Genomic DNA, 11,736 nt, shown 5'->3' with positions numbered 1-11,736 from the left:
GATATCTCCTACCTCCCCCGTCACGGACAGGGCCCTAAGGACCCCAATCTCCGTAGACACTGTCTACGCGATGCAGTAGACAGTGTCTATGAGCGAGAGCGACGAGCACGACGAGAGCGACAGGGGATACGGGAGCGGGGCCGGTCCCGGAACCGCGGGGGGAGAGGACGCCGGGCTGCGGGCCCGGCTGGTGGACGTGGGGGTGGAGCTGCTCGCGGCGCACGGCGTGCAGGCGCTGACCCTGCGGGAGATCGCGCGCAGGGCGGGGGTCTCGCACGGGGCGCCACGGCGGTACTTCCCCACCCATGTGGCGCTGCTGTCCGCCATCGCGCGGCGGGGCTTCGCCGAGCTGGCGGCGGAGGCGCAGAGTGCGGTGAGAGGCGGCGGTCCCGGCGCGGGGGCGTCAGCGGCGGCGGAAGCGGCGCCCGTGGCGGAGGCGGAGGCGGAGGCGGAAGGGGACGCGCGGGCGCGGCTGAAGGCGTTGAGCCTGGCCTACCTCCGGTTCGCGGCGACGCACCGCGGGATGTTCGAGCTGATGTTCCGCCACGACCTTCTGGAGAGCAACCAGCTCGGCCTGCGGGAGACGAGCCTGCCCCTCTTCGACGTCCTGGTGGGCCTCGTGGCCGAGGCCTGCCCCGCAACGACCACCGCCTCCGGGACGGGCACAGGGACGGAGGCGCGGGTCGCCGCGGGCGCGCTCTGGGCCAACCTGCACGGGATCGCGCAGTTGTGGGGCTGGGGCAGCCTGCGGCTCGCCTCGGGCGCAGAGGACGTGGAGACGCTGCTCGACGCGGCGCTCGACGCGCATCTCGGGCCGGTGTCCGGATGAGCGCGACGCCGGAGGCCCACCGGGGCGCGCCGCCCCACCGCCACGCGAGCGGGGCCCCGGCGCCCCGGCGGAACCTCACCCTCGTCTGCAGTGTCGTCGGCGCGATGATCGTCGCGCTGGACGGCACCGTCCTGACCGTCGTCCAGCCCGCCCTGCAACGCGACCTGGGCGCGTCCTTCGCCCAGGTGCAGTGGACGAGCACCGGCTATCTGATCGCCGTAGCGAGCCTGCTGGTCTTCGCGGGACGGCTCGGCGACCGCTACGGACACCGGCGCCTCTTCGCCGTCGGAACCCTCGGCTTCGCGGCGGCCTCGGCGGGCGTCGGCCTCGCGTCGGGCATCGGGGCGGTGATCGCGTGGCGCGTGGCACAGGGGGTCTGCGGGGCGCTGCTGCAGCCCGCGACGCTCGGCATGCTGCGGGCCGCGTTCCCGCCCGACCGGCTCGGTACGCCGATCGCGCTGCGGACCAGCGCCATCGGCCTCGCGGCCGCCGCCGGTCCGGTGCTGGGCGGGGCACTGGCCACGCACCTGGGATGGCGCTCGGTGTTCTTCCTCGGTGTCGTGCCGTCGCTGGCGATCGGCGTGCTGGCGCTGGTGGTACGGGGAGGGGAACCGGCGGGACGTGCGGCGGGCCCGGCGCCCCGGCTCGACCTGCCCGGCGCCGGGCTGCTCGCGGTCGCGCTGGCCTGTCTCGTGCACACGCTGGTCGGCGTCCCGGAGAGCGGCTGGACGGCGACCACGGTCGCGGGGCTGGTGGTGGCGGTGGCGGCGAGCGTGGCCTTCGCACATCACGAAAGGCGCACGGCGGGCCCGCTGGTGCCGCCGCGGCTGCTCCGCTCGCCGGCGGTCGGTCCGGCGCTCGGCATCCTGGTCGCGGCGTCGGCGGCGATGTTCGGGGCGCTGTTCGTCGCCACGTACTTCCTTCAGGAGGTGCTGGAACTCGACCCGCTGCACGGCGCGCTGCGCGGGGTGCCCCTCGCGGTGACGATGATCGTGGGCGCGCCGCTCTCCGCCGTACTCCTGCGCCGGGCGGGCCCGCGCCGGACGATCAGCGGAGCGATGGCGGTCCTCACGGCGGGTGTCCTGGCCCTGTCGCGGCTGGACCAGACGTCGGGGCCGCTGGTGACGGGCGCGGCGTTCGCGCTGGTGGGAGCGGGCTTCGGCACGGTGATGGTGGCGGCCACGGCCGTCGTCGTACGCCATGCGCCGGAGTCCGGGGCGGGGGTGGCGGGCGGCCTGCAACAGACGGCGATGAACGTGGGGCCGGCCCTGGGCATCGCGCTGGCGACGACGCTCCTGACGACCCTGACGTCCTCCACGCCGGCTCCCGGCCCCGGCGCCCCGCACTGGTCCGCCGGACCGTTCCTGGCGGCGATGCCGACGACCCTGACGGTTCTGGCCGCGCTGGCGGCATTGGGGGCACTGGCGGCGACGCGGTTGCCGGGGCGTCGGGCGACGGCGCGCGGATCGGTGACACAGGGGGCGGAGCCCTCAGGGGCGGGGGTGGCGGAGGAGGGTCCGCCACCCCACGCGCAGGCGCCGCCGGGCGGCGCGACTCACGGGTAACGACCCGGAGAGGCCGGAGAGGGGCGAGGCTCCGCCCACCACCGTCCACGCGGCCGGAAGGCCCCGCCGGGCGAGGCGGCTCCGCGCGTGCGGGGGCCTCCCCGACTCCGCCGACACAACGGGCCGCTCCGCCCCTTGGTCCCGGTGACGGGAGCGCAGGGCGCCGCCCGCCCACCGCTTCCGCCCGGCGGATCCCAGCCCTCGGCGAGGAAGAGGCGCCCGGCGGGCGGTCAGCACGCCGGGCCCGGCCCGGTCACGCCGCCCCCAGCGCCCTCTCCACCATCCTGCGCGCCACCCGCGCCTGCGCCTCGTGGGCCTCCTGGCTGTCCAGGCGCAGCGTGAACGCCGCGCTCGTCACCGATGTCCTGCCGTCAGGCGTCACCCCGCCCTCGCTCACACAGCCGAGGCTGGTTCCGCCGTGGAACCAGATGCCGTCCTTGCGGCCCGCGACCGGGCGCCACGCGATGCCCAGGCCGTAGCGGACACCCTCCGCCGGAACCCAGTCCCGCACCGGCACCGTCCGCCGCATCGCCGCCAGCTGTGCCGGGCGCAGCAGTCGTCCGCCCAGCAGCGCCCGCAGGAAGACCCCGTGGTCCCGCGTCGTCGAGATCAGGCAGCCGTCGGCCCCGCCGCCGAAGCCGAGCGTGGTCTCCGTCGGACGCGTCTCCTGTGGGAAGTACGTGTACCCGGTGGCCGTCGGCTGCGGCACGTACGACGACGTGCCGGGCGTGAACGTGTCGCGCAGGCCCAGCGGTTCGATGATCCGTTCGTGGACCTCCTGGGCCCACGGATGGCCGGTGACCGCCTCGATGACGAGGCCGGCGACGATGTAGTTGGTGTTGGAGTAGCCCCAGCGCCGCTCCCCCGCCGGATCGTGCGCGTCGGGCAGCCACTGCGGCGGCGTGGCAAGGGCCGCCGCCAGCTGTTCCTGCGGCGTCTGCGAGCGGAAACGGGTGCGGCGGTAGCCTTCCGGCGTGAAGTCCCCGCTGTCGCCGGTGATGTAGTCGTTGAGGCCGCTGGTCTGGCCGAGCAGGTTGGCGACGGTGATCCGGCGCCCGTCGTTGCCGTGGCCGCGGACCGCTCCGGGCAGCCACCGCTCGACCGTGTCCGTCAGCTTCAGCCGCCCCTCGCCCACGAGTTGGAGGGCGACGGTCGCGGTGAACGTCTTGGTGTCGCTGCCGATGCGGTAGTACGCGTCCCACGGCACGGACCCCTTCTCCGCGAGGTCGGCGACGCCGGCCCGGGCCGTCGTCCGGCCGTGCGCACCTGCCACCTCGGCGAGGACGCCGCTCGCGCCGGTGGCGACGACCGCCTCGACGTCCCGCTGGAGAGCCCGCCCCCGGCGGGACGACTCGGCTCGCGCAGGGGCGGCCGTGGCGGCGGGAGCCGTCGCCGCTCCCGTGAGCAGCGCCGCCGCGGTGGCCGCGAGCCCCGTGCGCCTGCTGATCCCGGTGTTCCTGCTGGTCCCGGTCATCGGGAGCCCTCCTCGTCCGTGGCACCGCAGCTGAAGTCCCGCGCCGGCAATTTCCCGCCCGCCAGATAGGTGTTGACCGTGCGGTCGGCGCACGGGACCGGGGTGAGGCCGTCGACGCCTCGTCCGTAGACGCCGTGCGAGCGGATGTCCGCCGTCACCAGGCGGGAGCCGGTGAGCCTCCGGTGCAGGGCGAGGGCGCCCTCGTACGGGACGTTGTTGTCGTACCGGGCCTGGAGCATCAGGACGGGCACGTCGTTGCCGATCCTCGTGCCGGGCTCGCGGGGCGCGCCCTTCCAGTACGCGCACGGGGCGATCATCCCGTTGACGTACGGCCCGAACACCGGCTGGGTGGCGCGGCTGCGCTGCATGTTCTTCCAGTACGTCTCGGGGTTCTTCGGCCAGCCCCCGGCCGGCCAGCCTCCGTCGCCGCACATGAAGAGCGCGCCGCCGACCATGCTGTCCGCGAGCGCGGGTGAGTCGAGGAACTCCAGCATTCCGGCGAGCGCGGGCCCCGGCTCGATCGCCTCGCCCGCCGCCGCCTTCTTCAAGTCGGCGACCATCTGGGCCAGTTCGGGGTCCTTCTCCTGGTGCTGCACCAGCTGCTTGAAGATCATGCGCAGGACCGGGGCGTCGAGCCGGTACCCCTTGACGGGGATGGGGTGCCGCTCGGCCCGGGCGAGCACCTCGCGGATGTCCGTCCGCACCCGCGCGCCGAGCGCCGCCTCCGCGGGCGCCCCCGACCGCTGGAACAGCTCGTACTGCGTGGCCGCCGGGTCGGTCGAGGAGTCCAGGACGACGCGGTCGGCCCGGCGCGGGAAGAGCTGGGTGTAGACGGCGCCGAGATCGGCGCCGTACGACGTGCCGACATACGAGAACGTGCGCTCGCCGAGCGCGGCGCGGATCGCGTCCATGTCGCGGGCGACGTTCCTGGTCGAGGCGTGCGGGAGCAACTCGGCGTTGTCGCCGTGCTCCTGGCACCGGCGCGCGGTGGCGCGCGCGGACCGTGCGGCGGCCTCGAAGTCCGCGCGGGGGGTCGTGGTCCGAGCGGGCGGTGCGGGCCGCGGGGCCTCGCCGCAGGTGACGGGGGTGCTCTCGCCGAGGAAGCGGGGGTCGAAGCCGATCAGGTCGTAGCGGTCCGCGACGTCCTTCAGGGCGGGCCGCAGCGAGAGCGGGTAGGCGAGGCCCGTGCCGCCGGGGCCGCCCGGATTGGCGAGCAGGATGCCGCGCCGCCGCTCCGGCGCCTTGGCCTTGATGCGGGAGACGGCGAGCTGGATCGTACGGCCGCCGGGATCGGCGTAGTCGAGCGGTACGGTCACCTTCGCGCACCGGGCGCCCGCCTCGTTCAGCTCCTTCTGGCCGGCGGAGCAGGGGCCCCAACGAAGCGTCTGGTGGGCCGAGTCGGCCGCCGGCCGGTGGGCATCCGCGGCGACCGCTCCCCCGGCCAGTAACCCGACGAGGCCCAGGCCGGCGGTGACTGCTGACGCGACGCGCATCGTGCTCCTTGGATCGGTGGGGCTCGGTCGATCACCACGGTAGGAAGGCGCGCGGCGACGAACCATCGTGCTACCGGGCCGAAGGCGCCTGGTGCCATCCCCCGTACCCGCCCTCCGGTTCTCCCGAGAACCGACGCCTTGCCTTGGAGTCCTCTCCAGCTCCTAGTGTCGATGTCGATCACGGGGTCGGCACCACCCGTGCCGGCACCAGCACGCGCACCACCCCTCAGGAGGTACCGCCATGACCGCTCTTCCCACCCGCCGCCTCGGCGCGCTGACCGTCTCCGCCCAGGGCCTCGGCTGCATGGGGATGAGCCACGGCTACGGCACGTCGGACGACGCGCAGTCGATCGCGACGATCCACCGCGCGCTCGACCTCGGCGTCACCCTGCTCGACACCTCGGACTTCTACGGAAGCGGCCACAACGAAGAGCTGATGGGCCGGGCCCTCGCCGGTTCCCGGCGCGAACAGGCCGTCGTGGCCACGAAGTTCGGCTTCGCGAACAAACTCGGCGATGCCACCCGCATCAGGGGCGACGCGGCCTATGTGCGCGAGGCCTGCGACGCGTCGCTGCGCCGCCTGGGCGTCGACCACATCGACCTCTACTACCAGCACCGGGTGGACCGGACCGTACCGATCGAGGAGACCGTCGGCGCGCTGGCCGAGCTGGTCGAGGCCGGCAAGGTGCGCCACATCGGGCTCTCCGAGGCCGGCGCGGCCACGATCCGGCGGGCGCACGCCGTGCACCCCGTCGCGGCGCTGCAGAGCGAGTGGTCGCTGTGGACCCGGGACCTGGAGGCGGAGATCCTGCCGGTCTGCCGTGAGCTCGGCATCGGCCTGGTGCCGTTCTCGCCGCTCGGCCGCGGCTTCCTCACCGGCCGCTACACCTCGCTCGACGAGCTCCAGAAAGACGACGTGCGCCGCACCCAGCCCCGGTTCGCCGACGGCAACCTGGAGCGGAACCTGTCCATCGTGCAGACCCTGGACGCGCTCGCCGCCGACAAGGGCGTCACGGCCGGGCAACTGGCGCTCGCCTGGGTGCAGCACCGCGGCGACGACGTGGTGCCGATCCCCGGCACGCGCCGCGAGAAGTACCTGACCGAGAACGTCGCGGCCGTCGCGATCGAGCTGTCCCCCGGCGAGCTCGCCGCCATCGACGCGGCCGCCCCCGCCGGCCAGGTGGCGGGCACGCGCTACGACGAGCGCAGCATGGCGGTGGTAAACGGCTAGGGGCTTTCGTCCGCCAGGGGCTTTCGTCCGCTTCGCGGGCGGCCGCGTAACCTGCGGGCATGTCGTTTCCCGAGGAGCGCGCGGCCGCCGCGCACCGGGGCCGGCCGGCGGACGTACGTCCCGGCCCGCCGCTCCACCCCGTGCCGGACGTCCTGGCCCACCTGTGCGGCGCCTGGGGGGTGGAGCGGACCGTCCGCGATCTCGCGGACGGATCCGAGGGCCGCTTCAGCGGTACGACGCTCTTCTCGCCGCTGCCCGCGCCGGACGAGGACGGGCTGCTCCACCACGAGTCGGGCACCTTCACCTGGCACGGCGTCGCCCGCCCCGCCGAGCGCACCCTGCGCTTCCTGCCCGGCGAGGCGGCGGGCACCGCCCGCGTGGAGTTCGCCGACGGGCGCTTCTTCCACGACCTCGACCTGCGCACGGGCCACTGGACGACGGACCATCCCTGCGCGGCCGACCTCTATCGCGGCGAGTTCGAGGTGGTCGACGCCGGCCACTGGCGCACCCGGTGGCGGGTCGGCGGCCCCGCCAAGGACCTGCTGCTCGTCACGGAGTACCGCCGGCCGGCGTGAGCCGGAGGTACCCCCGCGCAGCACCGCCCCTCACGGGCCGCCGCGTGCCATCCAGTCCCCCGGCGCTTCGAGGGCCTCGAACCCGAGCTTCTCGTAGACCCCGTGCGCGTCGCCGGTGGCGAGCAGCGTCCGGCGCACGCCGTACGGCTCCAGGTGGGCGCAGACCGCGCCGACGAGGGCGGTGCCGAGCCCCTTGCCGCGGGCCTCCGGGGCGACGTACACGTCACAGAGCCAGGCGAAGGTCGCCCGGTCGGTGACCACGCGTGCGTACGCGACCTGTTCGCCCGAAGCCCGTTCGTACACCCCGAAGTTGAGCGACCCCGCGATCGCCGCGTCCTGCTTCTCACGCGAGCGGCCGAGCGCCCAGTACGCGTCGGCGGAGAGCCAGTGGTGCACGCGGGCCGCGTCGATGCGGGCGGGGTCGGCGGATATCTCGAAGCCGTCAGGGAGCGTGATCCTGTCAGTCATGTGTGCGAGCATGTCAGCCACGATCGGGCAGGGGCGAGCGTTTTCGGCTGGTGAGACGGGTCCTGCGGGGCCGGTGCGGCCCGGCCCGCGGGCGGCCGCCGGCTCACCCCAGCACCTCGTCGCAGGCCACCCCCAGCCTCCGTACGCCCTCTCTGATCTCCCCGGGCCCGGCGACCGCCGCGAAGCTCAACCGGATGTGGGCCGCCGGGGGTTCGGCCGCGAAATAGGGGCGGCCCGGGGCCACGGCCACGCCCGCGCGCAACGCCGCCGAGGCGAACGCGGACTCGTCCGCGCCGTCGGGCAGCCGCAGCCACAGGTTGTAGCCGCCCGCCGGGACGTGCGGGACGGCGAGTTCGGGCAGGTCGAGCCGGAGCGCCGCCGTCATAGTGTCCCTGCGCTCCTTCAACTCGCCCGCCACCGCTCGCAGATGGCGCGGCCAGGCCGGGGAGCCGACGAGTTCGAGGGCCGCCTCCTGGAGGGGGCGCGGCACGAAGAAGTGGTCGACGACCTGGATGGCGCGCAGCCGTTCCAGGACCGGGCCGCGGGCCGCGAGGGCGCTGACGCGGAAGCTCGGCGAGGTGGCCTTGGTGAGCGAGCAGACGTGGACGACGACGCCGTCGCGGTCGTCGGAGGAGAGCGGGCGCGGCAGCGGCCCGGCGTCCTCGTGGACGAGGCGGCGCACGAAGTCGTCCTCGACGACGAACGCGCCCGCCTCACGGGCGATCCGCAGGACCTCGGGGCGGCGCTCGGCGGAGAGCACCGCGCCGGTCGGGTTCTGGAAGAGCGGCTGGCAGACGAAGACCCGGGCGCCGGTCGCGCGGAAGGCGGCCGCCAGGAGGTGGGGCCGCACCCCGTCCGTGTCGACGGGTACGGGCACCGGCCGCAGCCCCGCCGCCCGCGCGATGGCGAGCAGGCCCGGATAGGTCGGGGACTCGACGAGGACCGGCGCCCCGGGCGGGGCGAGCGCCCGCAGCGCCGTCGTCAGCGCGCTCTGGCCGCCCGCCGTGATCAGTACCTCGGCGGCCGTGACGGGCCCGCCGATCCCCCGCGCGAACCATGCGCGCAGCTCGGGCAGGCCGTCGACGGGCGGCCGTCCCCACGCCCCGGGCCGCCGCCCGGCCCGCGCCAGTGCCGCCGCCATCGCGCGCTCGGGCTGCAGCGCGGGAGCGAGATAGCCGCCGTTGAACTCGATGATGCCCGCGGCCGGCGCGGTGAGGGTGGCGAGGACGCCGGACGCGTCGACCGAGCGCGGCACCAGCTCGGCGGCGGCGTCGGCGCTCAGCGTCACCTCCTGCCACGAGGTGTCCCCGACGGGGGCGGCGGCCACCGGCGCCTCGGCGCGGAAGACGCCCGCGCCGGGCCGGGTGACGACGAGGCCCTCGGCGGCGAGCTGGGCCAAGGCGCGGGACACGGTCACCGGGCTCACCCGGAACCGCTCCACCAGCGCCCGGCTCGACGGCAGCTTCCCACCCGGAGAGTAGCGGTCGAGCTCCACTCTCAGCCTTTTCGCCAGTTCACCCACACTGCTACTGTCATGCATGACAGCACAGGATAGCGCTACTCGCCCGAGCCGGATAGCGGTCACCGCCCTCGACGAGGCGCCGGGGCCGGGCCGCCCGGCCCCACACGCCGCCCCGCGCCCCGCCCCGCAGGCGCCCCACGCCTCCCGCCGCGCCGGCACCGTGCTGGCCGCTCTCGGCGTCACCGCGTTCTCGCTCACCTTCCCCTCCACCGCCTGGGGCCTGGAAGGCATCGGCCCCTGGAGCTTCGTGACGCTGCGCGGCGCGCTCGCCGCGCTCGTCGCGGGCGGCTGCCTGCTCGCCCTGCGGGTCGCCGTCCCGCACCGCCGGCACTGGGCGGGGCTCGCGGTGGTGGGCGCCGGAGTGGTCGTCGGGTTCCCGTTGCTCACCACGCTCGCGCTGCAGACCTCCACCACCGCGCACGCCGCCGTCGTCGTCGGCCTGCTCCCGCTGACCACCGCGGTCTTCTCGGTGCTGCGCACCGGGGCGCGCCCCTCGCGCGCGTTCTGGGCGGCGGCGCTCGCCGGGGCCGCCGCGGTGATCGCCTTCACCGTGCAGCAGAGCGGCGGCGCCCTGACCACCGCCGACCTCTACCTCTTCGGCGCGCTGCTGATCTGCGCGGCCGGCTACACCGAGGGCGGCCGGCTCGCCCGCGAGATGCCGGGCTGGCAGGTCATCGGCTGGGCCCTGGTCCTGTGCCTGCCGCTCAACGCCGTGGGCGCGCTCGTCGCGCTGCCGCACGAGTCCTTCCAGCTCACCGGGCACAGCACGGCCGGGCTGCTGTACTCCGCGATCGGCTCGCAGTTCCTCGGCCTCGTCGTCTGGTACCGCGGCATGGCGGAGATCGGCGTGCCGAGGGCCAGCCAGCTGCAGCTCGCCCAGCCGCTGCTGACCCTGGTCTGGTCGGTGTTCCTGCTCGGCGAGCACCTCACGCCCGCCGCACCGCTCACGGCGGCGGCCGTCCTCGTGTGCATCGCGGTCACCCAGCGCGCCCGGGACTGACCCCACGCCCGCCCGACAGGGCCTCAACTCCCGCCACCCGTCGTACACTTGCCGCCACGGATCGCGACCGCAGAGCGGGACGAGGGGGCACTCCAGATGCGTGCAACGGTTGGCGACGACCTGGTGCTGCACGGCAGGATCGTCGGGCAGCACGACCGCGTCGCGCGGGTCGTCGAGGTGCTCGGCGCGGACGGCGGGCCGCCGTTCCGCGTCCGCTTCGAGGACGGCCACGAGACCCTGCTGTCGCCGGGCCCCGACACCGTCGTACGGCATCAGGGCCCGGCCACCTGACGGCTGGGATCAGCGCGGCGGCTTCGCCGGCTCCTGGTAGTGGTCGGCGACCACCCGGTCCATCGCGCCGTTTCTGTCGACGCCGACCTCCTTCGCCGAGAAGTAGACGTGCCCGCGCACCTCGGGGCGGCCGTCGGCGAACGTGAGGTGGCGGGAGAGCTCGGCCGGGTCCTGCCAGGCCGCGGGCTGGGCCGGGTCGCCCGCCTTGTAGAGGGCCTCGCCGATGTACAGCTTCACGTCCGTGCCGCGCACGACGTCGCTCCACCACGGGACGAGCTTGGCGTAGTCCGCGGCGGCGAACCCGATGTTCCAGTAGACCTGCGGGACGATGTAGTCCAGCCAGCCCTTCTTCACCCAGCCGCGCGTGTCCGCGTACAGGTCGTCGTAGGTCTGCACCCCGGCCCGGGTGTCCGAACCGGTCGGGTCGGTCGCGATGTTGCGCCAGACCGCGAAGGGGCTGACGCCGAACTGGGTGCGCGACCGTGCCTTCTTGACCCGGACGGACATCTCGCGCACCAGCCGGTCGATGTTGTCGCGCCGCCAGGACGCCCGGTCCGGGAAGCCGCCGCCGTACCGCTCGAAGGCCGCGTCGTCGTCGAAGACCTGGCCCGCGACCGGGTACGGATAGAAGTAGTCGTCCCAGTGCACGGCGTCGACCGGGTAGCGGCGCACCGCGTCGAGCATCGCGTCCTGCACGAAGCGCCGCACCGCGGGCAGGCCCGGGTTGTAGTAGAGCTTCCCGCCGTACGGCAGCACCCAGTCCGGGTGGACGCGCGCGGGGTGCGTGGCCACCAGCCGTGACGGGTCGGTGTGGTTGGCGACCCGGAAGGGGTTGAACCACGCGTGCAGCTCCAGGCCCCTGCGGTGTGCCTCGCGCACGGCGGTGCCCAGCGGGTCCCAGCCCGGGTCCTGGCCCTGGACGCCGGTGAGGTACTCCGACCACGGCTCGTACGGCGAGGGCCACAGCGCGTCGGCCGTCGGCCGCACCTGGAAGACCACCGCGTTGAGTCTGCGCCGCACGGCCGTGTCCAGGTGGGCGAGGAGCTCGGCGCGCTGCTGCTCCGCCGTGAGCCCCGGCCGGGACGGCCAGTCGCGGTTGACCACGCTCGCCAGCCACATCGCCCGCAGCTCGCGCTCCTTCCTCCGGTGCCTGCCGGGGGACGCGGCCGCGTCCCCCGCCGTCGCCAGGCCCGCGACCGCCGCGGCCGCCACCACCGAGAAACTCCGACGTGACATACGCCTCATCTGCATGCCCCCTGAGCTCGCTGTCCTCCGGCACGCCCGGCCG

General features: G+C 74.9%; 11 protein-coding genes. 6 read left to right on the top strand and 5 right to left on the bottom strand.

What is annotated here, in order from left to right:
* Positions 1 to 88 precede the first annotated feature (88 nt).
* Together ACZ6B8_RS27905 and ACZ6B8_RS27900 are read left to right on the top strand one after the other, a co-directional pair.
* Positions 89 to 829: a TetR/AcrR family transcriptional regulator gene (locus tag ACZ6B8_RS27905; RefSeq protein ID WP_471609057.1), complete on the top strand. Its 741-nt coding sequence runs from the start codon at positions 89 to 91 to the stop codon at positions 827 to 829.
* Positions 826 to 2,394 (top strand): MFS transporter, encoded by a 1,569-nt coding sequence (locus ACZ6B8_RS27900; RefSeq protein WP_471609056.1) that lies wholly within the window; start codon positions 826 to 828, stop codon positions 2,392 to 2,394. Before ACZ6B8_RS27905 ends, ACZ6B8_RS27900 begins: the two co-directional genes overlap by 4 nt.
* Before the next feature lie 253 nt (positions 2,395 to 2,647).
* Here ACZ6B8_RS27900 and ACZ6B8_RS27895 read toward each other — a convergent pair whose 3' ends face one another.
* Together ACZ6B8_RS27895 and ACZ6B8_RS27890 are read right to left on the bottom strand one after the other, a co-directional pair.
* Positions 2,648 to 3,868, bottom strand: coding sequence for a serine hydrolase domain-containing protein (locus ACZ6B8_RS27895; RefSeq protein ID WP_471609055.1), 1,221 nt, complete (start codon positions 3,866 to 3,868; stop codon positions 2,648 to 2,650).
* Entirely contained in the window at positions 3,865 to 5,361 is a 1,497-nt protein-coding gene (locus tag ACZ6B8_RS27890) for an alpha/beta hydrolase (protein WP_471609054.1), read from the bottom strand. The genes ACZ6B8_RS27895 and ACZ6B8_RS27890 overlap by 4 nt, the downstream gene beginning before the upstream one ends.
* Positions 5,362 to 5,602: 241 nt before the next feature.
* Here ACZ6B8_RS27890 and ACZ6B8_RS27885 point away from each other — a divergent pair, with 241 nt between their 5' ends.
* Positions 5,603 to 6,592 (top strand): aldo/keto reductase, encoded by a 990-nt coding sequence (locus tag ACZ6B8_RS27885; RefSeq protein WP_471609053.1) that lies wholly within the window; start codon positions 5,603 to 5,605, stop codon positions 6,590 to 6,592.
* 59 nt (positions 6,593 to 6,651) lie between these two features.
* On the top strand, positions 6,652 to 7,167 hold the full coding sequence (locus ACZ6B8_RS27880; protein ID WP_471609052.1) for a DUF6314 family protein: 516 nt from the start codon (positions 6,652 to 6,654) through the stop codon (positions 7,165 to 7,167).
* 30 nt (positions 7,168 to 7,197) lie between these two features.
* Here ACZ6B8_RS27880 and ACZ6B8_RS27875 read toward each other — a convergent pair whose 3' ends face one another.
* Both ACZ6B8_RS27875 and ACZ6B8_RS27870 read right to left on the bottom strand, forming a co-directional pair.
* On the bottom strand, positions 7,198 to 7,635 hold the full coding sequence (locus ACZ6B8_RS27875) for a GNAT family N-acetyltransferase (RefSeq protein WP_471609051.1): 438 nt from the start codon (positions 7,633 to 7,635) through the stop codon (positions 7,198 to 7,200).
* 103 nt (positions 7,636 to 7,738) lie between these two features.
* Positions 7,739 to 9,175, bottom strand: coding sequence for an aminotransferase-like domain-containing protein (locus tag ACZ6B8_RS27870; protein WP_471609050.1), 1,437 nt, complete (start codon positions 9,173 to 9,175; stop codon positions 7,739 to 7,741).
* Between ACZ6B8_RS27870 and ACZ6B8_RS27865 the strand changes: the two genes are divergently transcribed.
* Positions 9,174 to 10,157, top strand: coding sequence for a DMT family transporter (locus ACZ6B8_RS27865; protein ID WP_471080681.1), 984 nt, complete (start codon positions 9,174 to 9,176; stop codon positions 10,155 to 10,157). The genes ACZ6B8_RS27870 and ACZ6B8_RS27865 overlap by 2 nt on opposite strands.
* A 96-nt stretch (positions 10,158 to 10,253) precedes the next feature.
* Positions 10,254 to 10,448: a DUF1918 domain-containing protein gene (locus ACZ6B8_RS27860; protein WP_471080678.1), complete on the top strand. Its 195-nt coding sequence runs from the start codon at positions 10,254 to 10,256 to the stop codon at positions 10,446 to 10,448.
* 9 nt (positions 10,449 to 10,457) lie between these two features.
* Here ACZ6B8_RS27860 and ACZ6B8_RS27855 read toward each other — a convergent pair whose 3' ends face one another.
* Positions 10,458 to 11,693 (bottom strand): glycoside hydrolase family 10-like protein, encoded by a 1,236-nt coding sequence (locus ACZ6B8_RS27855; RefSeq protein ID WP_471080675.1) that lies wholly within the window; start codon positions 11,691 to 11,693, stop codon positions 10,458 to 10,460.
* Positions 11,694 to 11,736: the final 43 nt, after the last annotated feature.

It is taken from the genome of Streptomyces sp. NPDC041122, from assembly GCF_055592445.1.
Note: the sequence above shows the minus strand (reverse complement) of the source record. Positions and strands in the feature narration are given on the sequence as shown.